The organism is Streptomyces sp. NPDC004284 (assembly GCF_042874035.1).
Lineage (GTDB): Bacteria > Actinomycetota > Actinomycetes > Streptomycetales > Streptomycetaceae > Streptomyces.
Genome location: NZ_JBIAMJ010000016.1, coordinates 108,858 through 134,995 on the forward strand (window position 1 = coordinate 108,858; position 26,138 = coordinate 134,995).

27 protein-coding genes are annotated in these 26,138 nt (G+C 73.6%); 10 read left to right on the plus strand and 17 right to left on the minus strand.

Features of this window, described 5'->3' with window-relative positions:
- Positions 1 to 4: 4 nt before the first annotated feature.
- The 3 genes from ACFYUS_RS31120 to ACFYUS_RS31130 form a co-directional block, all read right to left on the minus strand.
- A complete protein-coding gene (locus ACFYUS_RS31120; protein ID WP_388859493.1) occupies positions 5 to 445 on the minus strand; it encodes a hypothetical protein in 441 nt (146 codons plus the stop codon).
- Between the two features lie 66 nt (positions 446 to 511).
- Positions 512 to 1,933 (minus strand): FAD-dependent oxidoreductase, encoded by a 1,422-nt coding sequence (locus tag ACFYUS_RS31125; RefSeq protein WP_388859496.1) that lies wholly within the window; start codon positions 1,931 to 1,933, stop codon positions 512 to 514.
- 9 nt (positions 1,934 to 1,942) lie between these two features.
- Entirely contained in the window at positions 1,943 to 3,001 is a 1,059-nt protein-coding gene (locus ACFYUS_RS31130) for a DUF4349 domain-containing protein (RefSeq protein ID WP_388859499.1), read from the minus strand.
- A gap of 139 nt (positions 3,002 to 3,140) precedes the next feature.
- Here ACFYUS_RS31130 and hemG point away from each other — a divergent pair, with 139 nt between their 5' ends.
- Together hemG and hemQ are read left to right on the plus strand one after the other, a co-directional pair.
- Positions 3,141 to 4,628 (plus strand): protoporphyrinogen oxidase, encoded by a 1,488-nt coding sequence (gene hemG / locus ACFYUS_RS31135; protein WP_388859502.1) that lies wholly within the window; start codon positions 3,141 to 3,143, stop codon positions 4,626 to 4,628.
- A 17-nt stretch (positions 4,629 to 4,645) separates the two neighbouring features.
- Positions 4,646 to 5,359: a hydrogen peroxide-dependent heme synthase gene (gene hemQ / locus ACFYUS_RS31140; protein WP_041131776.1), complete on the plus strand. Its 714-nt coding sequence runs from the start codon at positions 4,646 to 4,648 to the stop codon at positions 5,357 to 5,359.
- A gap of 348 nt (positions 5,360 to 5,707) precedes the next feature.
- Here hemQ and ACFYUS_RS31145 read toward each other — a convergent pair whose 3' ends face one another.
- The 5 genes from ACFYUS_RS31145 to ACFYUS_RS31165 form a co-directional block, all read right to left on the minus strand.
- A complete protein-coding gene (locus ACFYUS_RS31145; RefSeq protein ID WP_388859505.1) occupies positions 5,708 to 6,448 on the minus strand; it encodes a TIGR04222 domain-containing membrane protein in 741 nt (246 codons plus the stop codon).
- A gap of 48 nt (positions 6,449 to 6,496) precedes the next feature.
- Positions 6,497 to 7,573, minus strand: a complete 1,077-nt coding sequence (locus ACFYUS_RS31150; protein WP_388859508.1) for a TIGR04222 domain-containing membrane protein — start codon at positions 7,571 to 7,573, stop codon at positions 6,497 to 6,499.
- Positions 7,574 to 7,580: 7 nt separating this feature from the next.
- A complete protein-coding gene (locus ACFYUS_RS31155; RefSeq protein WP_388859511.1) occupies positions 7,581 to 8,978 on the minus strand; it encodes a DUF692 domain-containing protein in 1,398 nt (465 codons plus the stop codon).
- Between the two features lie 318 nt (positions 8,979 to 9,296).
- Entirely contained in the window at positions 9,297 to 10,451 is a 1,155-nt protein-coding gene (locus ACFYUS_RS31160; RefSeq protein WP_388859514.1) for a hypothetical protein, read from the minus strand.
- Between the two features lie 66 nt (positions 10,452 to 10,517).
- On the minus strand, positions 10,518 to 11,228 hold the full coding sequence (locus ACFYUS_RS31165) for a peptidyl-tRNA hydrolase (RefSeq protein ID WP_388859517.1): 711 nt from the start codon (positions 11,226 to 11,228) through the stop codon (positions 10,518 to 10,520).
- 71 nt (positions 11,229 to 11,299) lie between these two features.
- On the opposite strand from ACFYUS_RS31165, the gene ACFYUS_RS31170 reads away from it, so the two are divergent.
- The 3 genes from ACFYUS_RS31170 to ACFYUS_RS31180 are packed head-to-tail and all read left to right on the plus strand — an operon-like array spanning position 11,300 to position 13,688.
- The gene (locus ACFYUS_RS31170; RefSeq protein WP_388859520.1) at positions 11,300 to 11,977 is read left to right on the plus strand and encodes an AIM24 family protein; all 678 of its coding nucleotides are present in this window, start codon (positions 11,300 to 11,302) and stop codon (positions 11,975 to 11,977) included.
- Between the two features lie 11 nt (positions 11,978 to 11,988).
- Positions 11,989 to 13,041, plus strand: a complete 1,053-nt coding sequence (locus ACFYUS_RS31175; RefSeq protein WP_388859523.1) for an ATP-binding cassette domain-containing protein — start codon at positions 11,989 to 11,991, stop codon at positions 13,039 to 13,041.
- The gene (locus ACFYUS_RS31180) at positions 13,038 to 13,688 is read left to right on the plus strand and encodes an ABC transporter (RefSeq protein WP_388859526.1); all 651 of its coding nucleotides are present in this window, start codon (positions 13,038 to 13,040) and stop codon (positions 13,686 to 13,688) included. Before ACFYUS_RS31175 ends, ACFYUS_RS31180 begins: the two co-directional genes overlap by 4 nt.
- Before the next feature lie 12 nt (positions 13,689 to 13,700).
- On the opposite strand, the gene ACFYUS_RS31185 is transcribed toward ACFYUS_RS31180, so the two are convergent.
- Both ACFYUS_RS31185 and ACFYUS_RS31190 read right to left on the minus strand, forming a co-directional pair.
- Complete coding sequence (locus ACFYUS_RS31185) at positions 13,701 to 14,564, minus strand: polysaccharide deacetylase family protein (protein WP_388859744.1); 864 nt, start codon at positions 14,562 to 14,564, stop codon at positions 13,701 to 13,703.
- A 47-nt stretch (positions 14,565 to 14,611) separates the two neighbouring features.
- Positions 14,612 to 14,809, minus strand: coding sequence for a hypothetical protein (locus tag ACFYUS_RS31190; protein WP_369147173.1), 198 nt, complete (start codon positions 14,807 to 14,809; stop codon positions 14,612 to 14,614).
- Positions 14,810 to 14,921: 112 nt separating this feature from the next.
- Here ACFYUS_RS31190 and ACFYUS_RS31195 point away from each other — a divergent pair, with 112 nt between their 5' ends.
- The gene (locus tag ACFYUS_RS31195; protein ID WP_388859529.1) at positions 14,922 to 16,397 is read left to right on the plus strand and encodes a helix-turn-helix domain-containing protein; all 1,476 of its coding nucleotides are present in this window, start codon (positions 14,922 to 14,924) and stop codon (positions 16,395 to 16,397) included.
- Here the strand turns inward: ACFYUS_RS31195 and ACFYUS_RS31200 are convergent.
- From ACFYUS_RS31200 to zapE, 4 genes are all read right to left on the minus strand, one after another.
- The gene (locus tag ACFYUS_RS31200) at positions 16,383 to 17,267 is read right to left on the minus strand and encodes a PPK2 family polyphosphate kinase (RefSeq protein ID WP_388859532.1); all 885 of its coding nucleotides are present in this window, start codon (positions 17,265 to 17,267) and stop codon (positions 16,383 to 16,385) included. The two genes, ACFYUS_RS31195 and ACFYUS_RS31200, sit on opposite strands and share 15 nt — an antisense overlap.
- 83 nt (positions 17,268 to 17,350) lie before the next feature.
- The gene (locus ACFYUS_RS31205) at positions 17,351 to 18,712 is read right to left on the minus strand and encodes an alkaline phosphatase PhoX (RefSeq protein WP_388859535.1); all 1,362 of its coding nucleotides are present in this window, start codon (positions 18,710 to 18,712) and stop codon (positions 17,351 to 17,353) included.
- A 171-nt stretch (positions 18,713 to 18,883) separates the two neighbouring features.
- On the minus strand, positions 18,884 to 19,309 hold the full coding sequence (locus ACFYUS_RS31210; protein WP_123455978.1) for an OsmC family protein: 426 nt from the start codon (positions 19,307 to 19,309) through the stop codon (positions 18,884 to 18,886).
- Positions 19,310 to 19,343: 34 nt separating this feature from the next.
- A complete protein-coding gene (gene zapE, locus ACFYUS_RS31215) occupies positions 19,344 to 20,429 on the minus strand; it encodes a cell division protein ZapE (protein ID WP_388859539.1) in 1,086 nt (361 codons plus the stop codon).
- Positions 20,430 to 20,465: 36 nt separating this feature from the next.
- Between zapE and ACFYUS_RS31220 the strand changes: the two genes are divergently transcribed.
- The 4 genes from ACFYUS_RS31220 (at position 20,466) to msrB (ending at position 23,788) form a co-directional block, all read left to right on the plus strand.
- Positions 20,466 to 21,227, plus strand: a complete 762-nt coding sequence (locus tag ACFYUS_RS31220; protein WP_388859542.1) for a pyrimidine reductase family protein — start codon at positions 20,466 to 20,468, stop codon at positions 21,225 to 21,227.
- Between the two features lie 106 nt (positions 21,228 to 21,333).
- Positions 21,334 to 21,804, plus strand: a complete 471-nt coding sequence (locus ACFYUS_RS31225; RefSeq protein ID WP_388859545.1) for an indole-3-glycerol phosphate synthase — start codon at positions 21,334 to 21,336, stop codon at positions 21,802 to 21,804.
- Positions 21,805 to 21,976: 172 nt separating this feature from the next.
- Entirely contained in the window at positions 21,977 to 23,368 is a 1,392-nt protein-coding gene (murC, locus tag ACFYUS_RS31230; protein ID WP_388859548.1) for a UDP-N-acetylmuramate--L-alanine ligase, read from the plus strand.
- 15 nt (positions 23,369 to 23,383) lie between these two features.
- Positions 23,384 to 23,788, plus strand: coding sequence for a peptide-methionine (R)-S-oxide reductase MsrB (gene msrB, locus ACFYUS_RS31235; protein WP_388859551.1), 405 nt, complete (start codon positions 23,384 to 23,386; stop codon positions 23,786 to 23,788).
- Between the two features lie 26 nt (positions 23,789 to 23,814).
- On the opposite strand, the gene ACFYUS_RS31240 is transcribed toward msrB, so the two are convergent.
- The 3 genes from ACFYUS_RS31240 to ACFYUS_RS31250 are packed head-to-tail and all read right to left on the minus strand — an operon-like array spanning position 23,815 to position 26,128.
- Positions 23,815 to 24,849 (minus strand): hypothetical protein, encoded by a 1,035-nt coding sequence (locus ACFYUS_RS31240; RefSeq protein WP_388859554.1) that lies wholly within the window; start codon positions 24,847 to 24,849, stop codon positions 23,815 to 23,817.
- Between the two features lie 20 nt (positions 24,850 to 24,869).
- The gene (locus ACFYUS_RS31245; RefSeq protein WP_388859557.1) at positions 24,870 to 25,421 is read right to left on the minus strand and encodes a hypothetical protein; all 552 of its coding nucleotides are present in this window, start codon (positions 25,419 to 25,421) and stop codon (positions 24,870 to 24,872) included.
- Positions 25,418 to 26,128 carry a vWA domain-containing protein gene (locus ACFYUS_RS31250; RefSeq protein WP_388859560.1) on the minus strand — a complete coding sequence of 237 codons (711 nt, stop codon included), beginning with the start codon at positions 26,126 to 26,128 and terminating at the stop codon, positions 25,418 to 25,420. The genes ACFYUS_RS31245 and ACFYUS_RS31250 overlap by 4 nt, the downstream gene beginning before the upstream one ends.
- Positions 26,129 to 26,138: the final 10 nt, after the last annotated feature.

The window sequence follows — 26,138 nt, forward strand, 5'->3', positions numbered from 1 at the left end:
GTGCTCAGAACGCGCAGCCGGCGGCCGGGTTGCCGGAGGCCACCCGGCAGTAGTCGGCGCCGGCGCCGCCGTTGACGGCGCCCGCGTTCGGGCCGACGACGATGTAGTCGCCGCCGTCCCCGCCGAGCACCCGGCCCATCGGCCCGACCGAGCCGTCGACCCGGAGGTGGTCGCCGCCGGTGCCGCCCCTGACGGTGGCACCGCCGCCGACGTCGCCGCCGATGCGGATGTGGTCGGCGCCGCCCAGGCCGTCGACCACGTCACCGGCGGCGAGGGAGCCGCAGGTGAGGGAGTCGGCGCCGGGCGTGCCGACGACGTTCGTGCCGCTGACGGGGATGCCGTTGACCCGGCACGGGGCCACCGCGTGGGCGGGCGTCGCCGTCAGGGCGACCGGGGCTATGACGAGCGTGGCGGCGCAGAGCGTGCGCAGCGTGTGTCTGATCATGCGATCGGTGGCACGTCGTGACCGTTCGATCGCGAACCGTGACCACCGGTCGCTCTGCCGCTCGGGTCATTCCGCCGCCCGAACGGCCGCCACCGCCTTGCGCGCCGCGATCAGCACCGGGTCCCACACCGGCGAGAACGGCGGCGCGTACCCCAGGTCCAGGGCCGTCATCCGCTCCACCGTCATCCCCGCCGTGAGCGCCACCGCCGCGATGTCCACCCGCTTCGCCGCGCCCTCCCGGCCCACGATCTGCACCCCGAGCAGCCGGCCCGTGCGCTTCTCGGCCAGCATCTTCACCGTCATCGGCGCGGCCCCCGGGTAGTAGCCCGCCCGGCTCGTCGACTCGACCGTCACCGTCACGAACCGCAGCCCCACCTCCCGGGCGTCCCGCTCCCGCAGGCCCGTCCGCGCGATCTCCAGGTCGCACACCTTCGACACCGCCGTGCCCACCACGCCCGGGAAGGTCGCGTAGTCGCCGCCCACGTTCGAGCCGATGACCTGCCCGTGCTTGTTCGCGTGCGTGCCGAGGGGAACGTGCCGCTCCCGGCCCGAGACCAGGTCCAGGACCTCCACGCAGTCCCCGCCGGCCCAGATGTTCTCGTGGCCCCGCACCCGCATCGCCAGATCGGTGAGCAGCCCCCCGTACGCCCCGAGCGGCAGCCCCGCCGCCCGCGCGAGCGAGGTCTCCGGCACCACGCCCGTGCCGAGGACCACCACGTCCGCCGGGTACTCCTCCGCCTCGGTCGCGACCGCCCGCACCCGGCCTCCCCCAAGCTCTCGGCTGCGCTCGAGCAGGGAGGTGCCCCCTTCACCCGTGAGGATCTTCGTCACCGGAGCCGAGACGACCGTCCTGATCCCCAGACCGTCCATCGCCCGGTGCACCAGCCGCCCCATGTCCGGGTCGAGGGTCGCCATCGGCTGCTCGCCCCGGGTCAGGACCGTCACCTCGTAGCCCCGGTTCAGCAGGGCCTCGGCCATCTCCACCCCGATGTACCCGGCGCCGACGACGACCGCCCGCCGCCCCGGCGTACCGGTCAGCGAGTCGAGCAGCGCCTGACCGTCGTCGAGGGTCTGCACCCCGTGCACCCCGGCCGCGTCGATCCCCGGCAGCGGCGGGCGCAGCGGCCGCGCCCCGGTCGCGATCACCAGCTTGTCGAAGCCGGTCCACGCCTCCGTACCCGACTCCAGGTCCCGCGACCGGACCCGCTGCCCGGGAACGTCGATCTCCGTCACCTCGGTCCGCGTCCGCAGGTCGATGTCACGGGCCCGGTGCGCCTCGGGGGAGCGCGCGATCAGCTCCCCGCGCGCGGCCACGTCCCCGCCGACCCAGTACGGAATGCCGCAGGCCGAGTACGAGGAGAAGTGCCCGCGCTCGAAGGCGACGATCTCCAGCTCCCCGGGGGACCTGAGCCGGCGCGCCTGCGACGCGGCGGACATGCCCGCCGCGTCGCCGCCGATGATCACCAGTCGTTCGCTCGTAAGACTCATGGCACGAAACTACTTCTCGGGAGTCTCCCGGGGACGCGGGGTCGTCGGAGGCTCGGGCTTCTCCGGAGGGCGCGGGGTCGTCGGGGCCCCGGAAGCCTCCCGGGGTCCGGGTGCCGTCGACGGCGCGGGGGCCACGGGCGCTCCGGCGGCGTTGCGCGGGATGTCGGGCAGCCCGGGGGCGGCGCCCGCCGGCCGGGGGGTGCGGGCCGTGAGGCGCGGGCGGACCAGGCGGCGCCACAGGACGAAGACGATCAGGGCGACCGCGAGCCACGGCGCCAGGGCGGTCAGGACGATCCCGATCCAGGCCGCCGCGCCCGCCAGCGCGTTCCACCCGCCGCTCAGGGCGTCCCCGAAACCGGGACGGCCCTCCGCCGCCTCCTCCGGCTGAGGCTTCTCCGGCTCGGAGAGCCGCAGGGTGATCGTCGCCATCGACGTCCGGTCCTTCAGCGAGGCCTGCTGCGCGAGCAGCGCCTCCAGGTCCGCCTGGCGGCGGCTCAGCTCACCCTCCAGGGTCACCACGTCGGACAGCTTCTCCGCCCGGTCCATCAGCGCCCGCACCCGCGCCACGCTCGCCCGCTGGGTGGCGATCCGGCTCTCCACGTCCACCACCTGGTCGGTGACGTCCTTGGCCTCCGCCTTGCGGTCGAGCAGCTTCCCGGTGCCCGAGAGCGCGGCGAGGACGGAGTCGTAGCGCTCCTGCGGCACCCGCAGCACGATCAGCGAGCCGAGGTGCGTGCCCTCGACCCGCTCCGTCGACTCGTTCTCCACGTGCCCGCCCGCGTCGGCCGCCACCCGGCGGGCCGTGTCCAGCGCCTTCGACGCGTCCTTCACCTCGACGGAGAGCGAGGCGGTACGGATGACGTGCTGCTGGGCCGGCGCCTTCGCCGCGGGCTTCCCGGCCGCGCCCGAGGCTCCGGGAGCGTCGGCGGCTCCGTCGGCGGGCTTGGCCGCCGCCATGCCGCCCTTGGCGTCCGAGGCCGACTCCGTGGCGCCCGCGCCGCAGCCGGTCAGGACCAGTGAGGCGGTCAGCAGGACCGCGGCCGTCGTTCTCGTTCTGACTGCCCGCACGAGGTTCCCCCCAGGGTGGTGGTGAGTGGTGCCCGTTGGACGTACGGGCCCCCGGCACGGGTTGCCCTCCGGCGGTAGCGATGCGGTCACGGTCCGGCCTCGGAACGGGCGCGGGCGGGCGGTTTGAGAGAGTGGTGCCATGAACGCGGACACCACGGGACACCACGCCGGGCAGCACGCCGGGCCTCACGCCGGGCCTCACGTCGTCGTCGCCGGAGGCGGGATCGCCGGACTCGCGGCCGCCCACCGCCTCGCCCTCGCCGGCCACCGGGTGACCCTCCTCGAAGCCGACGCCCGGCTCGGCGGCAAGCTCCTCGCGGGGGAGATCGCGGGCGCGCCCGTCGACCTCGGCGCCGAGTCCCTGCTCGCCCGCCGCCCCGAGGCGGTCGCCCTCGCCCGGGCCGTCGGCCTCGGCGACCGGCTCCAGGCCCCCGCGACGACCACCGCGTCCGTCTGGTCCCGGGGCGAGCTCGTCCCGATGCCCAAGGGGCACGTCATGGGCGTCCCCGGCGACCCCGCCGCCGTCGAGGGCCTCCTCTCCGCCGAGGGCGTCCGCCGGATCGCCGGAGACCTGGAGCTGCCGCCGACCGAGATCGGCGAGGACACCGCCATCGGCGCGTACGTCGCCGCCCGCATGGGCCACGAGGTCGTCGACCGGCTCGTCGAACCCCTCCTCGGCGGGGTGTACGCCGGTGACGCCCACCGCATCTCGATGAAGGCAGCCGTCCCCGCCCTCTTCGAGGCCGCCCGCGTCCACCCCACGCTCACCGCCGCCGTCCACGCCGTCCAGCGGGCCGGCGCGGCCGTCCCCGCCGACGTGGCGGGCGCCGCCACCGGCCTCGGCGGCGCCGTGTTCCTCGGCATCGAGGGCGGCGTCGGCACCCTCCCCGGCGCGGTCGCCGACGCGATCCGCGCCGCCGGCGGCGAGATCCTCACCGGCACGCCCGTGACCGCCCTGATCCGCACCGGCGCCACCGGCTGGCAGGTCGTCACTCCGCACCGGACCCTCGACGCCGACGCCGTCGTCCTCGCCACCCCCGCCGGCATCGCCGCCGGACTCCTCGGCGGCCACGCCCCGGACGCCGCCGCCGAGCTCGACACGATCGACTACGCCTCCATGGCCCTGGTCACCCTGGCCTTCCGCCGCTCCGACGTGCCCGCCCTGGAAGGCTCCGGCTTCCTCGTCCCGCCCGTCGACGGCCACACCATCAAGGCCTCCACCTTCTCCGCCCAGAAGTGGCGGTGGGTCGCCGACGGCGCCCCCGACCTGTTCGTGCTGCGGACCTCCGTCGGCCGCCACGGCGAGGAGGAGCAGGTCCACCGCGAGGACGCCGACCTCGTCGCCGCCTCCCTCAAGGACCTCGCCGCCGCCACCGGCCTCGCCGCCCGCCCGGTCGCGTCCACGGTCACCCGCTGGACCGGCGGCCTGCCCCAGTACCCGGTCGGTCACCTGGCCCGCGTCGCCCGCGTCCGCGCGGCCGTCGCCGCCCTCCCCGGACTGCGGCTCGCGGGTGCCGCGTACGACGGCGTCGGCATCCCGGCCACCATCGCCTCGGCCCACCGCGCGGCCGACGAGATCATCGCCACGTCCGGAACGGGGCACCCCGGTGCGGGGCACTCCTCGTGACGGGCGAGAATAGGCGTATGAGTGCGCCCGAAAAGATCCCGAACGCCGGTAAGAAGGCGAAGGACCTCAACGAGGTCATCCGCTACACCCTGTGGTCTGTCTTCAAGCTGCGCGACGTTCTCCCCGAGGACCGCGGCGGCTACGCCGACGAGGTCCAGGAGCTGTTCGACCAGCTCGCGGCCAAGGACATCACGATCCGCGGCACGTACGACCTCTCCGGTCTGCGCGCCGACGCCGACGTCATGATCTGGTGGCACGCCGAGACGAGCGACGAGCTCCAGGAGGCGTACAACCTCTTCCGCCGCACCAAGCTGGGCCGCGCCCTGGAGCCGGTCTGGTCGAACATGGCGCTGCACCGCCCCGCCGAGTTCAACAAGTCGCACATCCCGGCCTTCCTCGCCGACGAGAACCCGCGCGACTACGTCTCGGTGTACCCCTTCGTGCGCTCCTACGACTGGTACCTGCTGCCGGACGAGGACCGCCGCCGCATGCTCGCCGACCACGGCAAGATGGCCCGCGGCTTCCCGGACGTCCGCGCCAACACGGTCGCCTCCTTCTCGCTCGGCGACTACGAGTGGCTCCTCGCCTTCGAGGCCGACGAGCTGCACCGCATCGTCGACCTCATGCGCCACCTGCGCGCCTCCGAGGCCCGGATGCACGTCCGCGAAGAGGTCCCGTTCTTCACCGGCCGCCGCAAGAGCGTCGCCGACCTGGTGGCGGGCCTGGCCTGACGGCCCTACGAAAACCTGGTGGCGGGGGGGGGGGGGGGGGGGGGGGGGGGGGCGCGCGGGCCCCGGCGCGGGGGGGGGGGGGGGCGCGGGGGCGGGGGGGGGGGCCGCCGCCCCCCCGCGCCCCCCCGGGGGGGGGCGGCGGGGGGGGGGGGGGGGGGCCCCCCCCCCCCCCCCGCGGGGGGGGGGCCCCCCCGCCCCCCCCCCCCCCCCCCCCACCCCTTGACCCGGAAGATCAGACGGCGGGCGGCACCATTGCCCGTCGCTCCAGCGACACCGGGTCCGGCTCCGGGTGCGGCGCGCGTCATGCGCGCCGCACCGGCGTCATTTCCGGGACCTTTCCGTGGGGCCTCAGCCTTTCAGGGCCGCGCGGAGCTCCGGTTCCAGGACGGCGGGACCACGCGTCGCGAGAGCCGTGAGCGGATCGGCGAGCGGATCGGCCGGCGAGAGCCCGGAGAGCAGCCGCTGTCCGGCCGGGGACGCCCAGCGGGTGTACGGATACACCTCGACCCGCCCGATCAGCAGGCACAGCCCCGACGCCAGCAGCGGCAGCGCGAACGCGGCCACGACCGGGGCACGCTCGTCCCCCGGCACCAGCAGCGCCGCGACCGTCCCGAGCACCAGCGTCAGCAGGAACCCCGCCCGTACCGCCCGCACCCCGGCCGCGACCTCCCGGCGGTCCTCATCGGACACGGCCAGCCCCCGGTCCACGAGCCCCTCCGCGAGGAGCCGTACGGACTCGGCGGCGGCGACCACCGGACGCACGGCGGGAATCGGCGACTGTCCCCCGGGCCCGATGGCACCGACCACCGCGCGCTCCAGCTCGTCCCCGGCGGCGTCCGCGTCCACGACCGTCGCCCAGCCCGTGTGCGCGAGCAGCAGCCGCCGCGCCCGGTGCATCGACACCAGGGTCAGATCGGTGACCCGCAGCGGCCCGCCGGCCAGATAGGCCGCCTCGCACACGGTGAGCTCCCGGTCCGCACCGCCGTCCGTCTCATGGGGCCGGGCGGCGGCCATCGAGGCACGGCAGACCCGCGCGCAGCCGACACCGGCCACGACGAACGCCACCAGGAGAAGCGGAAGCCAGACCATGCCCCGGTTCTACGGGACGAAGGCCGGGCCCGCCACCCGATTGGCCCCTCAGCTGCTTGAGCTCGAACACGAACTGGAGCTCGAACTCGAACACGAGCTGGAACTGGAGCCGCCGCAGCTCGACCCGCCGCCGCAGCCGGACCCTCCACTGGAACAGGAGCCTGAAGAGCAGGAGCCCGAGGAACAGGAGCTGCCGCCGCCCGAACAGGAACCGCCGCCTCCTCCACCGCCACAGGACGCATTCGTCGCACACCACTCGGCGGCCACGCCGAGGACGGCCGCGTCCGAGGACGAGGACGGGGACGAGGACGGGAAGCGCGTCGGCGAAGGCCGCCCGCCGCGCCCGTTGCTCCCCCAGACTCCGTCCGGGAGGTGCCCCCTGGGCGGCCCGTAGAACCGGGCGGCGGCGACGAGCTGCTCCCGGAGCACCGGGTCCGGCACGGCCCGCAGCCCGTGCAGGGCCACGAGATGGCCGGCGTCCGTGAGAGGGCCGTGGGCCCGCCCGTACTCGAAGACCGCACGGCGGCCGGCCGGGGTGGTCTGCCGGGCGGAGAGCGACCCGCAGACGATGCCGGTGATCCCGGCGGCGAACAGCGCCGGCACCACCCTGAAGACGAACGGGAGCCGGAAGTCCGGGTCGCCCGCGAGGTCGATCACCGTGAGGACGATCGAGACCGGGAAGAGCACGAAGGCCGCCAGGACGAGGCCGGTGCACCAGCGGGCCGTGGCCCGCCGCGTCGCCGGGTCGACGACCAGCCCGCGCGCCGCGAGCCCGCCCCCGATCTCCTGGACCGCCGGGTGCCGCATCACACGGAGCCGCAGGTGGTGCAGGGCTCCGTGCGGGGCGGCGGCCTGCTCCTGGAGGACGGCGCGCTCCACCGGGTCGTGCGCGGTCGGACGGACGACCGCGACGATGCCGGGCCCGCCGATCGCGAGCCTGCCGTCCGCCTGGAGGGCGGCGAGGGCGGTGTCGGCGACACGGGCCGGGCCGCCGTTGAGGAAGGCGAGCTCGTACCGGTCGTGGACGGGCCCGCCGGAACCGCCGCGCGCCCGGACGACCCGGGCGATCACGAGGACGATCCCGACGGCGGCCGCGAGGTGGACGAGGAGGACCAGAAGGTTCATGGCCGCCTCATCTCCGTACGAGCGCGTGGCGGGCGGCCCGTACGAGACGGGTGGCCCGGCCCGGCGGCCGGCTGCCGGAACGGTCCTGCCACCACTCCGTGAGCCGCCGCCGCGCCGCCGGATCCTCCGGCCGCCCCGCGATCAGCAGCTGCTCGACGAAGTCGAGGGCGTCCCGCCGGTAGCCGCCGCTCATCGGACGCGACTTCGCGTACGCGAGGAACGCGGCCCGGAAGTCCTTCCCGAGGATCTCCGGCAGCTCCGGCGCCACCTTCGCGACGACCCCGGCCCGCTTGGCCGCGAGGGCGCGGCTCTGGATGCCGATGCGACGGGTGTCGAAACCTTCCGGGACGGGGGTGCCGGCGACCAGCGCGGACAGGAGGGAGGCCTGAGTGACGGCGAGGCGCTGCCGGGCGGCGTCACGGGCGACGGGCTCGGGCTCCTCGGCGACGGGGGCCACGCCGGGCATGGCCCCACCCGAGGCGCGTGCCCCGGCACCGATCAGAAGCGACGTCCGCCGGGGTGCGGGTACACGTGCGAGGGCGCCGTGCGCGTGGGCTGCGCCCATCCGTTCCGCCCTTGCGGGACGGATACCGACAGTCGTCCTGATCGCCTCCAGCTCCGCCGCCAGCTCCTCCGCGGGCGGGAAGTCGTCGTCCCGTTCCAGCAGAACTCCCGGCGGGGACACCCGGGACGCGAGGTCCGACAGGATGTCGAGGACCGGCCGGGTCACCGGGTGGGCGTGGGTGTCGTGCCAGACGCCGTCCCGTTCGACGCCGCCGGCCACGTGGACGTACGCGATGGCCTCGACCGGGAGCTCGGACAGGGCCCGGGCCGGGTCCTCGCCCCGGTTGACGTGGTTGGTGTGCAGGTTGGCGACGTCGATGAGGAGCCGTACCCCCGTACGCTCCACCAGCTCCGCCAGGAACCGGCCCTCCGTCATCTCCTCGCCCGGCCAGGAGATGAGGGCCGCGATGTTCTCCAGGGCGAGCGGCACGGGCAGTGCGTCCTGGGCGACGCGCACGTTCTCGCAGAGCACGTCGAGCGCGTCCCGGGTCCGGGGCACCGGCAGCAGATGGCCGGCTTCGAGCTGCGGAGTCGCGGTGAGCGGCCCCCCGGCCCGTACGAACGCGATGTGCTCCGTGACCAGCGGCGCCCCCAGCGCCACCGCCTTCTCCCCGAGGGCCGCGAGCCGCGCCGGGTCCGGGCGGTCCGCGCCGCCGAGCCCGAGCGAGACGCCGTGCGGGACGACCGTCACGCCGCGCTCGCGCAGCCGGGTCAGGGAGTCGGGCAGATGGTCCGCGCAGATGTTCTCCGCGACGACCTCCACCCAGTCGACTCCGGGCAGCGCCTCCACCGCCTCGGCGATCTCCGGACGCCACCCGATGCCGATGCCGAGTTCCGTCATGGTCCCCCTCCTTCGGTACTCAGTCCCCCACCTGATGGCCCGGTGGGGGACGTTCGAATCCCAGGAGGGGGACGTTCAGAGCTTCATTTGAGGTTCGGCCGCTGCGAGCGGAGGAACGTCGTCGTGCCCGTCCGTCCCGCCCCGGCGGGACGATCGCCCGGGCGGGCGCGGCGACGCCGCGGCGCCGCACGCGGACGAACGGGCCCGGCCGACAGCCCGGGAGGCGGTCCGCGCGCTGGACTCCCAGGCCCCGCCGGGCGCCGCCCCCGTGGCCTTCACCGGCCCTCACGGCCAGTCACCGGACTGGTTCCAGCGCCTTTATGAAAGGGCTTCCGGAAGGACGGCCGAGAAGACGTTCCCGGGAGTCCCGGCCGTCCAGACGTGCAAGGCGTCGCCGGACTCGGAGCGGGTCACCCAGGTGCCGTCGCCGAGTGCGGCCGGCGGGCCGGAGGGCGGTGAGGGGTAGACGACGGGGTGGAGTGCCTGCGGTCGTGCGGTGTCGAGGAGCCAGTGCCGGCCCGGACCCCATTCGTCGTCGCACTCGTGGGTCGAGGCGATCAGGGTCGTCCCGTTCACGAAGCCGCCTGCCCAGTCCCAGCAGACGGGGGTCTCGTCGGGATCGTCCGTGGGCGCGTCGGGGTGGAGGGGGAGGACCGATTCGGCGTCCCAGTCCAGCCCGTCCAGGAGGAGTCCGTCGAAGTCGCGGACGCTGAGCGAGTCCTGGTCGTGGGAGACGGTCATCAGCCGATCGCCCGTGGGGCTCACGCTCAGCGGGCAGAGGTCGCCCTCCACGTAGGTGACGTGCAGTTCCTCTCCGTCCCAGCGGCCCAGGCGCAGGGGGGCGCCGTCCTGGCCCTCGCCGATGCCGAGGCCCATCCGACGGGGATCGGCCGGGTGGGAGAGGTGGTCGCTGCCGGCCGCCGCGGCCCGGGCGTCGGCCCGGGCGAGTACGCGGCCGTCGACGGCGTCGATCACCAGCCACTCGTCGACGGCGTCGGGGAGCGGTTCGCCCCCGGCCAGCGGGCCGCGTACGTGGGCCCAGACGAGGCTTCCGTCCGCCGAGAAACCGACGGAGCCCTCGTCCGGGTAGCGGTGGTCCTGGCGGTCCGCGTACGCGTCGTAGGACTCGTGCGTCTCCCCGCACGGCCCGGACCAGCAGGCGTGCCGGACCTCCCAGCGTGTCGCCCCCGACGGCTCGACGGCGCGCACGGCGTGCACCCCGGCGAAGACGGCCAGGCCCGCGTCGGGAGAGACCTCCCACGTCCCGCGGCGACGCGGCCAGGGCGCGGGGAAGCGGACCTCCGCTCCCGGCCGGGCGGCGTAGGCGTCGTCCAGCGGACGGGCCACGACCTCGTCGTCGCTCCGCTGGACGAGCAGCCGGCGCCCCGGCCGTCCCACGATCTCCGGCGGGCCGGCCTCCGACGAGGGCAGCGGGACGGGGACGGCGGCGTGGAGCCGGGCGCGAACGGACATGCGGATCTCCCAGGAGTACGGACCGCGCACACTACGACACGGGTCCGACACCCGGTCGCGCCGCGGTCAGGGCCGGGGGAGACGCAGCTGCGGGGCGAAGAGGGCGCTGCCCTCGGATACCACCGTGTACGAGCCCGGGGCGATCTCCGTGAAGCCGGCGTCGCGGACGACCGGGAGGCCGCTCGCCGTCAGGACCGGCCAGTCCTCGGCGCGTGCCGTGCGCACCGCGAGCGGGAAGCCGGCTTCCCGCCAGGCCTTCCGGTCGGCCTCCGGCATCGCCCACCAGAGGAGCTGGGCCCCGTGGCCGGCCTGGGCCATCGTCTTGCCGGCCGACATGTCGAGCTCCGGATTGAGCCAGAGGACCGCCGCCCCGTTCGGCACGGGGCCGGGGGCGGCCGGGTCGTCGAGGTCGGTGCCCGACACCTGGAGCTTGGCGAGGTCCTTGGGCCAGCCGTCGAGCGGGACCGGCGGGAAGACCCGCACCTCCGCCTCCGCGCCGGTGACCGTGATGCCCGGCAGTGTGTTCGCACGGCGCCACTCCGCGCCGCGCGCCCGGCGCACGACCTTGCGGATCCGGGCGTCCTGCCAGTCGGTGATGGCCTGCGCCCACTCGCCGTCGCCGAGGGAGCGGTCGTCGGTGAGGATCTCCAGGACGGCCCGCGCCGCGGTCTCCAGGGCGTCGGTACGGGCCGGGGGCGCGTCGCGCTCGATCCGGACGACCAGGGGGAGGACGAACTGGGGCTTCTCATCGCGGAGATCGGTCTCGTTGCTGCTCACCCGGCAAGTCTGCCATCGCGTCGAGGAGTGAATCTTGTGGGAATCATCCCTTCCGGGACAGGATGCCCCTCATGAAGAGCGATCTTTTTGCCGGTGAACACCTCGCCGAGGCGGCGACCTTCCCGGGTATGACCCTCCAGAACGCCAAATCGGTCAAGTACACCGTGAACGGCGAGATGCACGCCCGACAGGGTTCGATGATCGCTTTCCGCGGCGACCTCCAGTTCGAGCGCAAGGGCCAGGGCATCGGTGGCATGCTCAAGCGGGCCGTCACCGGCGAGGGCCTGGCGCTGATGGCCGTACGCGGCCAGGGCGAGGCCTGGTTCGCGCACGAGGCGCAGAACTGCTTCATCGTCGAGATCGAGCAGGGCGAGGCCTTCACCGTCAACGGCCGCAACGTCCTCTGCTTCGACGCCACCCTCCACTACGACATCAAGACCGTGAAGGGCGCCGGCATGACCGGCGGCGGCCTCTTCAACTCCGTCTTCTCCGGCTACGGCAAGATCGCCCTGATGTGCGAGGGCAACCCGATCGTCATCCCCGTCACCCCGCAGGCCCCGGTGTACGTCGACACCGACGCCGTCGTCGGCTGGAGCGAGCAGCTCCACACCTCGCTGCACCGCTCGCAGTCCCTCGGCTCGATGATCCGCGGCGGCTCGGGCGAGGCCGTGCAGCTCAAGCTGGAGGGCCAGGGCTTCGTCGTCGTCCGGCCGAGCGAGCTCACCCCGCAGAAGAACCCCTCGCATTGAGGCTGGAGCACGTGGGGCGCCGCCACGGGCTTCGCGGCCCGTGGGTGCTGCGGGAGGTCTCGCTCGACCTCCCCGCCGCCGCCCTCGTGCGGGTCGTCGGCACCAACGGCACCGGCAAGTCCACGCTGCTCCGGCTGCTCGCCGGCGTCGACGCCCCCACCGGGGGCCGTGTCACCGGCCGCCCGGCCCGCACCGCGTACGTCCCCGAACGCTTCCCCGTCGCCCTGCCGTTCACGGCCCTCGACTACCTGGTCCACCTCGGCCGCGTCCAGGGCCTCGGCCGGGCGGCGGCGCGGACCCGGGCGGGGGAGTGGCTGGAGCGCTTCGGGGCCGGCACGCACGCGCGTACGGCTCTGGCGGAGCTCTCCAAGGGCACCAGCCAGAAGGTCGCCGTCGCCCAGGCCCTCCTCGCCGACCCGGCCCTCCTCGTCCTCGACGAGGCCTGGACCGGCCTCGACACCGGCGCCCGCACCGAACTGGACACCGCCGTCCGCGAACGCCTCGCCGCCGGCGCGACGGTCGTCTTCGTCGACCACGATCCGCGCCGCCTGGAGGGGGAGGCCGGGGTCGTGTACCGGGTGGAGGACGGCCGGGTACGGGAGACGGCGCGGGCGCTCGCGGGACCGGGGGGACTTCCGCCTGCCGGACCGGAGTGCGCGGTGACCGCGGACGGTCTGCCGACGGCCGGGGCCGAGGCGACGGGCGGGGGACTTCCGCCGGCCGGGCCCGGGGCCGAGGCGACGGACGGGGGGCTTCGGGAGGCTCGGCGCGGGCCCGGGGCGGGGGCGGGCGGTTTCTCGACGGGCGGGACCGGGCCCGGTCGTGCCGTGGGCCCGTCCGTGTCCGGTTCCGTCGGCTCCCGGGCCTCCGCTCGTATCGTCATCGTCGCCTCCGGCGGTCGACCGCTTCCCGGCCGGCTGCCCGGCGACCCCGCGATCGCCCCCGGCCCCGACGGCACCACCCTCCTCACCGTGGACGGGGCGCACTCCGACGCCCTCCTCGGCGCGCTGCTCGCCGCGTCCTGGCACATCCATCACCTCGGCACCGAAGGCGTACGGGTATGACGGCGCTGCTGCGCTACCAGTCGGGTCTGCTGCTCCGGTCCCAGCGCTGGCTGGCGCCGCTGCTCCTGTACGCGGCGCTCGTCGGCGTCGGCGTCCAGGCCGGCGAACCGGTGCTCGGCGCGCTCGGCTTCACCGCGGCGGCGCTGCTCCCGGTGTCCGCCTGGTCCGTACGGATCTGCCTCACCCAGGAGCCGCCCGCGGCCCGGAGCGTGGTCGCGGCGGCCGCGGGCCGGGGGCGCGCGCATCTCGCGGCGCTGCTCGCCGGGGCCGGTTGGCCGGTCCTCACCGGTGCGGTCGCCGTCCTCGCGGTGACGGCGATCGGCGACCGGCGCGGGGTCACCCCGCTCGCGGCGGTCACCGCCGGGCTGCTCGCGGCACTGGCCTGCGCCCTGACGGGCGCCGCCGTCGGCGCGCTGGCGTCCCGCCCGTTCCTGCGGGCCCCCGGCTGGTCCGTCGCGGCCCTGGTCCTCGGCTCGCTCCTGGCGCTCGTCACCACCGGCTCCCCGGCGAAGTACGCCATGACCGCCCTGGTCACCGGAGCCCGCACGGCGACCGCCGAACCGCCCTGGCCCGCCTGCGCCGGGGCACTGCTCCTCGCGGCGGCGGTCGCGGCCCTCGCGTGCCGGGCCACGGCGCGCCTGGAGTGAGGCCGTGCGGGGTCAGCGGCTCATGAGCTCCGAGACCTTCACGAAGCGGTAGCCGCGGGCCCGGAGTTCCGGGACGATCCGGCGGACCGCCCGCTCGGTCACGGGGGCGGCGCTGCGCGTGCAGTGCATGACGACGAGCGAGCCGGGCTTCACCCCGTCGAGGACCTGCTCGGCGACGGCGTCCGCGTCCTTCGCGAAGGCGTCCCCGCTGACCACGTCCCACTGGACCGCGGTGACCCCGACGGGCGCGAGGGCGCGCAGGGCCGCGTCGTCGTAGCAGCCGCCGGGGAAGCGGAAGTACGGGACGACGTTGACGGCCCCGGCGTCCCGGAAGGAGTCGAAGGCGCGCTGCACGTCGGCCGCCTGGTCGGGCCCGGCGACGGTCGGCAGGCCGTAGCAGGGGGTCGCGAAGGCGTAGTGGCTGTAGGAGTGGTTGGCGATCTCGAAGCGCGGATCGCCGCCGATCGACTTCGCCTGGTCCGGGTACTCCTCCGCCCAGCGCCCGGTCATGAACACGGTCGCGTCCACCTTGAGCCGGCGCAGGGTCGCGATGAGCTCGGGATTGTCGAAGTGCTCGCCCCGCGCTGCCCGGGGCCCCTGATCGGCCGTCATGTCGGCGTCGAACGTGAGCGCGACGACCTTCTCGGCGCTCTTCGCGCGGTGCGTGTAGACCGGGGTGAGGCCGCCCGGGCCGGGCGCCATGGTCGGCGGGGCGGTGGGGGTGCGCGCGGGCTTCGGGCCGGGGGCGGCGGCGCTGGGCTTGGGGGAGGGGCTCTGCGCGACGGCCGCCGTCGCCTTCGTCCGGGGGGCCGGGGTCTCGGCCGCGCCGCTGCCGCAGCCGACGAGGGCGGCGCCCAGAAGACCAAGCGCCGCCATTTTTCGTACAGAAGTGTTCACGATCGGAAGTTAACCGATCAAAGTGATTATCGCTCGCGACTCGACAGCAGCAGCACCCGAGTCCACGCACTGAGCTGACGCACCATCGCGTGGGCGTGCGCGGCCCGCTCCCGGCGGAAGGGGAGGACGAGCAGGGCGGGGACGAAGGCGAGCGTCACGAGGAGCAGGGGCAGGGTCGCGACGAGGACGATCAGGGCGCGCTGGGCCCAGCGGAGCGTACGCATGGAGTTCCTCCGGGGAGTGGATCGACGAGCCCCCACCGTCGGCGGCATCGGGTACGTTGCGGAAGCCGCAACCGTTGCCGGTGCGGTGGCAACGCTCCGGGGGAGGGGTGCGATGACCGAAGTGGCCCGTACGCAGGGGAGTTCGGCGGAGGTCGAGCGGGGAGAGGTCCCCGAGGTCGCGGCGCTCGGCAACGTGTTGAAGGAGATGTTCACCAGGCTCGGCATCAGCCAGAGCCAGTACGCCTACCGCGTCCACCTCGACAAGTCCGCCGTCTCCCGCTACCTCGCCGGCCGTCGCGTCGCGCCCCAGGACTTCATCGACCGCCTGGTCCAGGAGATCGAGGACCACGTCGGAGCGCCGCTCCAGCCGGAGGCCAAGGAGGCGCTGCGCGGTCGGAGGCTGGAGGCGCTGCGGGTCTGCAGCCCGGACGAGTACCGCCTCGAAAGCCTGCGGGACGAGCTGGCCCGCTCCCGGCGGGACACCGAGCGGGCCCACCGCAACATCGAGGCGCTGAACGCGCTCCTCGACAAGAAGGAGGCGGAGGCGCGGGACGTCGCGGACGGCCTCACGCGCCTCCGTCTGGACTGGGGCGCGGAACGGTCCGCCCTCGCCCGCGCCCGCGAGGACCTCCTCCGCCAGGTCGCCGAGCTCCGCCAGGACCTCCAGGACGCGGAACACCTCCGGGCGGAGGCGGAACGCCAGACCCGCGAGCTGCGGGACCATGTGCTTGACCTGGAGGAGGAGCTGTCGAGGATCAGTCCCGGCGGCCTTCCTCTGGAAGCGCTCAAGAACCGGTTGCTCGCGCTGTGGGAGGAGGACGACTTCCCAGGGGCGGCACGGGAGCTGACCGAGGCGGCCTGGGGGCGTCCGCTGGCGGAGGCGACCGAGCTGCTGGACTGGCTCCAGGAGAGCAGGACGGCGATGGCGGCCGAGACGTTCGTCGCCGATGTGGCGCGGCTGAGGCCTCTGGAGGACGTGCTGGCGTTCGGCCCGGCGCTGGCGCCGTGGATGCGCGAGGGATGGGCAGCCGCCGTCGCCGACCGGCTGACCGACCGCAACGCCGCCGTCGTCCACCAGGGGCTTCCGAGTGGCGATGGCGACCGTGTCCTTGCCGTGGCGGTGCGGCGCCTGGCGAGCGACGCGGATGTCGTCGCCCTCGTGGTGGCGGCGCTGGCCGGGACCTCGCCTCCGGGGCCACTGACCCGGGTGGCGGAGGTACTGACCGTGAAGCGTCCGTCCGACCGGTTGGGAATCCGGGTTCTGGCGGGGCTCGCGGAGGCCGGGAGGTTCGACGTGGCGGAGTGCGTGCTCGCCGGTCTCCTGCGGTTCTGTCCGTTCAGCGAATTCTTCAGGGAGATGGAGGAACTCGACACCGAACAGATCGACGTCCTGCTCGGCCTGGTGACACGGCTGGAGGACACCGCTCTCCTGACCACCTTCGCCACGTTCCTGGCCGTCGACCGTGCACTGCTCGACCGACTGCTCACCATGATGGCCGAGCAGGGACGGCTGGGCCGACTCGACCTCACCGCCTTCAGGGAGCCGAAGACGGCCGTCGCTCGCCGGCGCGCCTCACGAAGCCAATAGCCGCGCCCGGCACTCCTCCACGTCGAAGTCCCCCGGCGGGTACTTCGGATCCAGCCCCTCCAGATGCTCCAGCAGCAGCTTGCTGATCGCCCAGTTCCGGTACCACTTGCGGTCCGCCGGGACCAGGTACCACGGGGCCTCGTCCGTCGTGCAGCGTTCGAGGGCGATCTCGTAGGCCTGGCGGTAGGCGGGCCACAGGGCCCGCTCGTCGATGTCGCCCGCGTTGAACTTCCAGTGCTTGTCGGGGTTGTCGAGACGGGCGAGGAGCCGGGCGCGCTGCTCCTCGTAGGAGAGGTGGAGGAAGACCTTGACCACCGTCACTCCGTCTTCGACGAGGGACTTCTCGAAGCGGTTGATCTGGCCGTAGCGGCGGGCGATCTGGCGGCGTGGGGCGAGGTCGCGGACGCGGGCGATGAGGACGTCCTCGTAGTGGGAGCGGTCGAAGATGCCGATCTCGCCGGGCTGGGGGAGGGCGCGCATGACGCGCCAGAGGAAGGGGTGGTTCTGCTCCTCCCGGGTCGGCGCCTTGAAGGCGCGGATGCGGCAGCCGGAGGGGTTGAAGAGGCCGATGACGTGCTTGACCGTGCCGCCCTTGCCGCTGGTGTCCATGCCCTGGAGGACGAGGAGGAGGCGCCGGCGGTCGCCGGCGGTGCTGGACGCGTACAGGCGGTCCTGGAGTTCGGTGAGGCGCGGCGCGAGGGCGGCGGTGGCGGCCAGCCCCGCCGCTTTGTCGGCGGGGCCGGCCGGGGTCGCCCGGGCGTCCTGCGCGGCGAGGTCGATCCGCTCGCCCTCGGGGATCCGGAGGATGTCGCGCAGGACGGGTTCCGGAGCCTTCGGCTTCTTCTTCCCGTCGTCCTTCTTCTTCGCCACCTCGGGCCCCTTCCGCCGCGCCGCTCGTCCTCTCCCTCTCCCGATCCTCCGACGGAACCCGGGCGTCCGCTAGTCCAGTCGGTTCAGCACCAGGGGCCCGTCACCGCGAAGGTCGTGCCGGGCGTGTAGCAGTTGACGTACATCGTGGAGCCGTCCGGGGAGAAGGTGACGCCCGCGAACTCGCCCCACTCGGGGTCCTCCGGGGTGCCGATGTTCTGGGCGCCGCGTGCGACCGCGTACACCTCGCCGTCCTCGCGCACCCCGAAGACGTGCTGCGCCCCGTTGCCGTCCTCGCAGACCATCAGGCCTCCGGTCGGCGCCAGGCAGATGTTGTCGGGGGACTCGCCGGGGAGCTGGACGTCGGTGTCCGGGCCGAAGACGACGACGAGGGTGAGCCGGCGCCTGTGCGGCTCGTACTTCCAGACCTGGCCGAAGTGCGTGGCCGCCGAGCCGTCCTTGGCCCGCGCGAAGGAGGACACGAAGTAGACGGCGCGCCCGCCCCAGTAGCAGCCCTCCAGCTTCTGGGCGTGGGTGATGCCCCGGGGGCCGAAGTCCTGGTGCCGGATGGAGGTCGAGGTCGCCAGCGGGTCCGGGACGGGGACCCATTCGATGCCGTCGAAGCGGGCGCCGGTCTCCTGGACGACGGAGAGGTCGGGTACGCCGGGCACCCGCATGGCCTCCAGGGCGCCGCCCGCGCGGAGCGAGCCGGTGCCGCCGAGGGGCCGGTTCGGGAGGAAGCGGTAGAAGAGGCCGAAGGGGCGTTCGAAGGCGTCCTCCGTCTCGTACACGATGCCGCTCGCCGGGTCGACGGCGATCGCCTCGTGCTGGAAGCGGCCCATCGCGGTGAGCGGGACGGCTCCGGTGCGGTGCGGGTCGGCGCCGTCGACCTCGAAGATGAAGCCGTGGTCCTTGGTGTAGCCGTTGGTGCCGGCCCGGTCCTCGGTCTCCTCGCAGGTCAGCCAGGTGTTCCAGGGGGTCGGCCCGCCCGCGCAGTTGACGGCGGTCCCGGCGATGGCGACCCGCTCGCCGAGGACGTTGTTGCGGCCGTCGAGTTCGAGGGCCGTGCAGCCGCCCTTGCCGGCCGGGTCGTACGTGAGGCCGGGGACGGTGGGGACGGCGATCTTCCCGGTGACCCGGTTCTCGTGGTTGCGGACGAGGTGCACCCGGCCGCGCCGGCCGGCGAAGGCGCCCATGCCGTCGTGGTTGCTGGGGACGAGGCCCTCGCCGGAGCGGAGCGGGTCGCCCATCCGGGAGAGGACCTGGTAGCGGAAGCCGGCCGGGAGGTCGAGGAGACCGTCCGGGTCCGGTACGAGGGGGCCGTAGCCGGCCGTTCGGGGCGCGGCGCTCGCGCTGCCGGCGAAGAGCTCGGAGAGGGCGCCCGTGAAGGCGATACCGGCGACGGACGCGCCGGTGCGGGAGAGGATCTGACGTCGTGTTGCGGACATGAGGCAACGACCCACTTCCTGTTTGGGGGTCCCCCCGGGCCGCAGGGCCCAGGGGGAGGACAGGACGGATGTGATGTGACGTGTGACCCGCATGTGTGTATCACGCACCCTCGTGGCGCGTGAACTATGCGGGCCGCAACTGCCTCATGTGGCGCGTGTTCTGACCTGGCGTCAGGCCAGTTCGGCGGTGAGGGTGATCGTCGTGCCCGTGAGCGCCTGGCTGACCGGGCAGTTCTTCTTCGCGTCCTCGGCGAGCGCCTGGAACTCGTCCGCGTCCAGGCCGGAGACCGTGCCGCGCACGGTCAGGTGGATGCCGGTGATGCCCTCGCCCGGCTGGAACGTGACGTCGGCCTTCGTCTCCAGGCGCTCGGGCGCGTGGCCCGCCTTGGCCAGGCCGTTCGAGAAGGCCATCGAGAAGCAGGAGGAGTGCGCGGCCGCGATGAGCTCCTCGGGGCTCGTCTTGCCGTTGGGCTCCTCCGACCGGGCCGGCCAGGAGACGTCGTACGAGCCGATGCCGGAGGAGTCGAGGGTGACGACGCCGGAGCCCTTGAGGAGGTCGCCCTGCCAGACGGTGTGGGCGTGACGCACGGTGGCCATGGTGGATCCCTTTCGATCGGGTACGGCCACCAAGCTACTGCGCGACGAGCCCCTTCGCGTCGCGGGCGAGCGCGGTGAGCCGGGAGATCGCCCGGAAGTACTTCTTGCGGTAGCCGCCGTTCAGCATCTCTTCGCTGAAGAGCCGGTCGAAGGGGAGTCCGGAGGCGAGCACGGGTATCTCGCGGTCGTACAGGCGGTCGGCGAGGACGACGAGCCGCAGGGCCGTCGACTGGTCCGGGACCGGCTGGACGTCGGTGAGGCAGACGGCGCTGAGGTCGTCGGTGAGGGCGCCGTACCGGCTCGGGTGAACCTTGGCCAGGTGTTCGAGCAGGTGCGGGAAGTCGTCGAGGGAGGCGCCCGGCGTCGCGTACGCGGTCTCGGTGACCACCTGGTCGGAGTACGGGGCGGGGGCCTCGGGCAGTCCGCGGTGGCGGTAGTCCTCGCCGTCGATCCGCAGCGGCCGGAAGTGGGCGGAGAGGCCCTGGATCTCGCGGAGGAAGTCGGCGGCGGCGAAGCGGCCCTCGCCGAGCTTGCCCGGGAGCGTGTTCGAGGTGGCGGCGAGGGCCACGCCCGACTCGACGAGCTTGCTGAGCAGGCTGGAGACGAGGACGGTGTCGCCCGGGTCGTCGAGCTCGAACTCGTCGATGCAGAGGAGGCGGTGTCCGCCGAGCGTCTTCACGGTCTGCTGGAAGCCGAGCGCGCCGACCAGGTTGGTCAGCTCGACGAAGGTGCCGAAGGCCTTCAGCGCGGGCTCCGCGGGGGTCGCGTGCCACAGCGAGGCCAGCAGGTGGGTCTTGCCGACGCCGTACCCGCCGTCCAGGTAGACCCCGCGCGGGCCGCTCGGGGCGGCGGGCTTCTTCGCGAACCAGCGGCGCTTGCCGGCGCCGGTGGCGTGCGCCCCGCCGAGGCCCTCGGCGAAGGTGCTCAGGATCTTGACGGCCTCGGTCTGGCTCGGCTGGTTCGGGTCGGGGAGGTACGTGTCGAAGCGTACGGAGTCGAAGCGTGGCGGCGGCACCATCTCCGCGACGAGGCGGTCGGCGGGGACGTGGGGCTCTCGGGAGCAGAGCGAGAGCGGGGCCGCTTCGGGGGAAGCCGCTTCGATGAGGGCACGGGTCGACACAGTTCCCCACTGTAAGCGCCGTGTCAGACTTCGATCATGCGCCAGCTCTTCCCTGTGACGGACATGACAGCCTCCGGTGACCAGGAGTGGTCGCTCGACGCCCTCGCCGACGCCTACGCGTATCCGGAAGGGGGTGCTCCGTGGCTGCGGGCCAACATGGTCTCCTCCCTCGACGGGGCCGGCCAGCACGAGGGGCGCTCCCAGCCGCTCTCCTCCGAGACGGACATGCGGATCTTCGGCGTCCTGCGCGGGCTCGCCGATGTGGTCGTGGTGGGTGCGGAAACGGTCCGCCTGGAGGGTTACCGCCCGGCACGCGCGCGTGAGGCCTTCGCCGCCCGCCGGGCCGCCGCCGGACAGGGCCCGGCGCCCGTGATCGCCGTGGTCAGCGCCTCCCTGAGCCTCGACTTCTCGCTGCCCCTCTTCACGGAGCCGCTGCTGCCCACCCTGGTCCTCACGGGGGCCGCCGCGCCCGCCGAGCGGATCGAGGCCGCCCGGGCGGCGGGCGCCGTGGTGCTGATCGCGGGCGACGGGCCCGGGGTGGAGCCGGCCCGCGCGGTGGCGGCGCTCGCGGAGCGCGGGTTGCGCCGCCAGCTGACCGAGGGCGGGCCCCGGCTGCTCGGCCAGTTCGTGGCGGCGGGGGTCCTCGACGAGCTGTGCCTGACGGTCTCGCCGACGATGACGGCGGGTGGCGCCCAACGGATCGCCGGGGGGCCTTCGGTGGCCGTCCCGACACGCTTCCAGGTGGCTTCCGTGCTGGAGCAGGACGGCTTCCTCTTCACCCGCTACCGTCGGATCTGACAATCAGCGGAATTTGTCGTTCCGCTTAACGTCCGCTGGGCACACTTACTGTCGCAGACCCCGTGCGGGCACGGGGAAGGATGGTTTCCGCAGAAGGGCTCCTGAGGTGTTCACAAGCGTTCTGATGATCGAGAAGCCCCTCACGTCCGTCGACGTGGAATTCGTCACCACCCTGCATGGCGACGAGGGCGTGTCCTTCATCGTTCTCATGCAGCCGCGTGGTGACCAGGCCGATGTACTGCTGCGTGCCATCGACGACGTCGCCATGGGCGAGCTGAAGGAAGCCGCCCGGGAGGGCGACGAACCGGAGGGCAAGGAGGCCCGGCCGCTGGCCGAGAAGGGCCTGGAGGTCTCGCTCCAGGCCCTGAGGAACGCCGGCTGCGAGGCGGTCGGCCAGGTCGTCGAGGACCACCCGCTCGACAAGATGAAGGCGGTGGTCGACGAGGCGGAGGCGGACGAGGTGATCGTCCTCACCGCCCCGCACTACGTGGAGGAGTTCTTCCACCGGGACTGGGCCTCCCGGGCCCGCCACAAGGTCGGGGTCCCCGTCCTGAAGCTCTTCGCCCACAGCGAGTAACGAAGCGGGTGATCGGGAAAGCCGGGTCCGCGCCCTGTGCAGAGGGCGCGGGCCCGGTGCCGTCGCGCCCCACAGGGCACGGATCTGGTGAGCCACTAGGCTGGGGGCTTCCAGACGCCTGTCTCTTGCGTACGCAAGAGACAGCCACGAGACACCCCGGGGAGAGATCCGCATGGCACCCGCCATCCCTGCCGCCATGGAACGGCCGCACTTCATCGGCATCGGCGGTGCCGGAATGTCGGGCATCGCGAAGATCCTCGCCCAGCGCGGTGCCAAGGTCGCCGGCAGCGATGCCAAGGAGTCCGCCACCGCCGAGTCGCTGCGCGCCCTCGGCGCCACCGTGCACATCGGCCACGCCGCCGAGCACCTCGCCGACGACGCCTCCGCCGTCGTCGTCTCCAGCGCGATCCGCGCCGACAACCCCGAGCTGGCCCGCGCCGCCGAGCTCGGCATCCCCGTCGTCCACCGCTCCGACGCGCTCGCCTCCCTCATGGACGGCCTGCGCGCGATCGCCGTCGCCGGTACGCACGGCAAGACGACCACCACCTCCATGCTGGCCGTCGCTCTCACCGAGCTCGGCCTCGACCCCTCGTACGCGATCGGCGGCGACCTGAACGGTCCCGGCACCAACGCGCTGCACGGCTCCGGCGAGGTCTTCGTCGCCGAGGCCGACGAGAGCGACCGCAGCTTCCAGAAGTACGACCCCGAGGTCGCGATCGTCCTCAACGTCGAGCTGGACCACCACGCGAACTACGCCTCCATGGACGAGATCTACGAGTCCTTCGAGGCCTTCACCGCCAAGATCCGCCCCGGCGGCACCCTGGTCGTCGGCGAGCACGCGGGCGCCCGCGAGCTGGCCCGCCGCGTCGCGGACCGCGAGGGCCTGGACATCGTCACCGTCGGCGAGTCCGAGGACTCCGACGCCCGCATCCTCAAGATCGTCCCGAACGGGATGAAGAGCGAGGTGACGGTCCTCCTCGACGGCGTCGAGCACACCTTCACCGTCTCCGTCCCCGGCCGCCACTACGCCCACAACGCCGCCGCGGCCCTCGCCGCCGGCGCCCGCGTCGGCATCGACCCGGCCGAGCTCGCCCAGGCCCTCACCGCGTACACCGGCGTCGGCCGCCGCCTCCAGCTCAAGGGCGAGGCCAAGGGCGTGCAGGTCATCGACTCGTACGCGCACCACCCCACCGAGATGACCGCCGACCTGGAGGCCATGCGCGGCGCCGCCGGGGCCTCCCGCCTCCTCGTCGTCTTCCAGCCGCACCTCTTCTCCCGCACCCAGGAGCTGGGCAAGGAGATGGGCGACGCGCTGGCCCTCGCGGACGCCTCCGTCGTCCTCGACATCTACCCGGCCCGCGAGGACCCGATCCCCGGCATCACCAGCGAGCTGATCATCGCCGCCGCCGAGCGGGCCGGCGCCGTCGTGACGGCCGTCCACGACAAGGACACCGTCCCCGAGGTCATCGCGGGAATGGCCGGCCCCGGCGACCTCGTTCTCACCATGGGTGCGGGCGACGTCACGGACCTCGGTCCGCAGATCCTCGCCCGCCTGTCGAACTGAGGGAGTGGACGAACGATGGCGTACGAGGTCGAGAAGCCGGACGAGGAGTGGCAGGCGCAGCTGACCCCGTCGGAGTACCAGGTGCTCCGGCTGGCCGGCACGGAACCCGCCTTCCGCGGTGAGTACACCGACACGAAGACGAAGGGCGTCTACTCCTGCCGCGCCTGCGGGGCGGAGCTCTTCACGTCGAACGAGAAGTTCGAGTCGCACTGCGGATGGCCGTCCTTCTTCGACCCGAAGGACAGCTCCGCCGTCGAGCTGGTCGCGGACACCTCCCACGGCATGATCCGCACCGAGGTCCGCTGCGCCCGCTGCGGCTCCCACCTGGGCCACGTCTTCGAGGGCGAGGGCTACCCGACCCCGACGGACCAGCGGTACTGCATCAACTCGATCTCGCTGCGGCTGGAGCCGCAGGAGTAGGGGCTGCTACGACGGGTGCGGGGGGCTCAGCTCGGATTCGGTTCCGGGGTGAGCCCCTCGCGGCCGATTCGGGCCCCGGACTTGTAGATGGAGACGGTGCTCCCGTTGATCACGTAGCGGTACGGGCCGTTGTTCGCCTCGTACCCGTCGCTCGTCTTCTTCGCCGGCATGGCGATGCCCGCTTCGCGCTGGTCCCTGAACTCGCCGTAGTAATACAGCCTTCCCGCCGCCGTGCGGCAGAGGGTGATCCGGTGGTCCTCCGTACGGAAGGCCTCGACCAGGGTGGAGCCCTCACCGCTCGGCAGCGCGGACGCGATGCGGGACGGGCACGCGGTGCCGGTACCGTCGGCGCTCGGCGAAGGCGTCGCGTCGGTCGCGCCGCCGGAGTCGAGGGAGCCGATGACCACCTTCTGCACGATCCCCAGCAGCACGAGCGCGCCGACGACACCGAGGAAGCCGTACAGACAGCCCTTCGACCTCTTCCTCGCCGGTGGTCGGTACGGTGGCGGGGTGTAGGCGGGCGGGATGTACCGCGGGGGAGGGGTGTCCGAGGGAGGGGGCGTCGCCCGGGGCGCGGTGTAGCCGGTGGTGGACGGGGGCGGGTAGAAGACGCCCGTCGGCCGGACGGTGGATCCGTCCGTGGTGCCGGTGCGCGGCGGGGCCGTCTTCCTGGGGGCCGCCTTCTTCGGAGGCGTCGTCCGGGGAGGTGTCGTCCGCGGCGGTGCGGCCTTCGCGGTCGTGGTCTTCTTCGCCGTCGTCCTCGGGGTCGTCGGCGTCGTCTTCTCCGGGGCGGTCTTCTTGGGCGCGGAGGCGCCGCTCGTCTTCCAGCTCTTGCCGCAGCCGACACAGTCGAGCCGTCGTGCCGGGTTGGTGGCGCGGCACGTCCGGCACTGCCAGTCGCCGGACGGGCGGGCGGGGGACGGGCGTTTCGCCGCCGGGCGCGACGGGGCGGCGGGCGGCGCGATCGGGTCCTTGCGGGTCGATCCGCAGTTGACGCACGGTGTCTCTCCCGGCCCGGTGTTGCTGCCGCAGTCCTTGCATCTCCATCTGGCCCCCGCCACTCCCGTGTCCCTCCTGGTTCCTAATGGTCGCTGTTGGCCAGGCGTGCCATCACGTCCTGGAAGAGTTCTTCCGACCTCTCCTGGGCCGGGCTGATGATCCACGCGTGGGTGTCCGGGATGCGCCCCAGTTCGGCCGGGGCCGAGGCCTCCTCCTGCGCCGCCCCCGCGTCGGCGTCCGTGTCCGGGGTCTCCTCGGCCTCGGCCGCCGCCTCCGTGTCCCCTTCGGGCTCCGCCTCGGCCCCGGGTTCCACCTCGGCCCCGGGCTCCGTCTCCGTGTCGGGCTCGACCATGACGGAGTACTCCTGCCAGAGCAGGTTCTGGAAGCGCTCGGCCTGCTCCACCGCGCCCGGGGGCACATCCACGTGGATCACGGCCGACTCGCCCCCCGGGGCGGTGCCGGGGAAGCGGAACCGGAAGACGAGCCGGTGGTGCTCGGCCGGCGGCTCGGGACGACGGAGGGAGGTGGAGACGCAGTACGTCACGCCCGCCTCGAAGAACCCGCTGCCGGCCCAGGCGAACTGCAGTCCCTCAGGTCCCAGAGCGAGGCGGAAACCGTCCCACTCCAGACTCACAGGCTGTTCGCGATCGTCTCGATGATCTCGTCCATCTCGAACTCCTCCAGGCCCTCTCCCGCCTTGGAGGCGAAGTGCAGGGTGAGGTCCCATTCCTCGGCGATCGGGTCGGACCAGGGGGCCTCGTCCGGCGCGAAGAGCACGAGCCGCTTGGCGGACTGCTCCATGACCGAGGTCTGGCTGCGGGTGTAGCCCCACTGTTCGAAGAGGTCGTCCATGGTGCGGGGGATGTGCGTCGGGTACGTGGCGGCGTCCGCGCCGACCGTGCCGAGGGCGTGCGCGGGGGCGTCCGTGAACATCACGATGACATGGCGCCTGCGGTCGAGTCCGGTCTCCCAGGGGGAGTTGACCGCCAGCGCGAGGGCTTCGAGGCCGGACTCGGGGATGTCGCCACCGCCTCCGGCGTCGATCCCGCTGACGAACTGCTCGAACTCCTCCGCCTGCGCGGGAAGGTGGAGGAAGTCGGTCTCCTCGATGGCGTCCGAGGGGTCGTCGCCGAAGTCACGGAAGGCGATGACCTTCAGCCGCAGCTGGCTGATGGACTTGCCCTTCTTGGCCATCACGTCGTCCAGGCGCTGGTGGAACTGGAGGGCGCTGGACTTCACCGCGCCGAGCACGGGGTGCATGCTGCCGGTCGCGTCGATGCACAGGGCGATGTCGACGGCGTACTGCAGATTGCCCTGGTACTGCCCGAGGGCGTCGTTCATGGGTGGCTCT

Coding starts and splice junctions, on each gene's coding strand:
- ACFYUS_RS31160 (WP_388859514.1), bottom strand. CDS start 10,451: ATGTCCGTTCGCGCCCGGCTCCACGCCGCCGTCCCCGTCCCGCTGCCC.
- ACFYUS_RS31155 (WP_388859511.1), bottom strand. CDS start 8,978: ATGACGGAACTCGGCATCGGCATCGGGTGGCGTCCGGAGATCGCCGAG.
- ACFYUS_RS31120 (WP_388859493.1), bottom strand. CDS start 445: ATGATCAGACACACGCTGCGCACGCTCTGCGCCGCCACGCTCGTCATA.
- ACFYUS_RS31195 (WP_388859529.1), top strand. CDS start 14,922: ATGACCGAAGTGGCCCGTACGCAGGGGAGTTCGGCGGAGGTCGAGCGG.
- hemG (WP_388859502.1), top strand. CDS start 3,141: ATGAACGCGGACACCACGGGACACCACGCCGGGCAGCACGCCGGGCCT.
- ACFYUS_RS31185 (WP_388859744.1), bottom strand. CDS start 14,564: ATGGCGGCGCTTGGTCTTCTGGGCGCCGCCCTCGTCGGCTGCGGCAGC.
- ACFYUS_RS31205 (WP_388859535.1), bottom strand. CDS start 18,712: ATGTCCGCAACACGACGTCAGATCCTCTCCCGCACCGGCGCGTCCGTC.
- ACFYUS_RS31210 (WP_123455978.1), bottom strand. CDS start 19,309: ATGGCCACCGTGCGTCACGCCCACACCGTCTGGCAGGGCGACCTCCTC.
- ACFYUS_RS31190 (WP_369147173.1), bottom strand. CDS start 14,809: ATGCGTACGCTCCGCTGGGCCCAGCGCGCCCTGATCGTCCTCGTCGCG.
- ACFYUS_RS31170 (WP_388859520.1), top strand. CDS start 11,300: ATGAAGAGCGATCTTTTTGCCGGTGAACACCTCGCCGAGGCGGCGACC.
- ACFYUS_RS31145 (WP_388859505.1), bottom strand. CDS start 6,448: ATGGTCTGGCTTCCGCTTCTCCTGGTGGCGTTCGTCGTGGCCGGTGTC.
- murC (WP_388859548.1), top strand. CDS start 21,977: ATGGCACCCGCCATCCCTGCCGCCATGGAACGGCCGCACTTCATCGGC.
- msrB (WP_388859551.1), top strand. CDS start 23,384: ATGGCGTACGAGGTCGAGAAGCCGGACGAGGAGTGGCAGGCGCAGCTG.
- ACFYUS_RS31180 (WP_388859526.1), top strand. CDS start 13,038: ATGACGGCGCTGCTGCGCTACCAGTCGGGTCTGCTGCTCCGGTCCCAG.
- ACFYUS_RS31150 (WP_388859508.1), bottom strand. CDS start 7,573: ATGAACCTTCTGGTCCTCCTCGTCCACCTCGCGGCCGCCGTCGGGATC.
- ACFYUS_RS31250 (WP_388859560.1), bottom strand. CDS start 26,128: ATGAACGACGCCCTCGGGCAGTACCAGGGCAATCTGCAGTACGCCGTC.
- ACFYUS_RS31125 (WP_388859496.1), bottom strand. CDS start 1,933: ATGAGTCTTACGAGCGAACGACTGGTGATCATCGGCGGCGACGCGGCG.
- ACFYUS_RS31220 (WP_388859542.1), top strand. CDS start 20,466: ATGCGCCAGCTCTTCCCTGTGACGGACATGACAGCCTCCGGTGACCAG.
- hemQ (WP_041131776.1), top strand. CDS start 4,646: ATGAGTGCGCCCGAAAAGATCCCGAACGCCGGTAAGAAGGCGAAGGAC.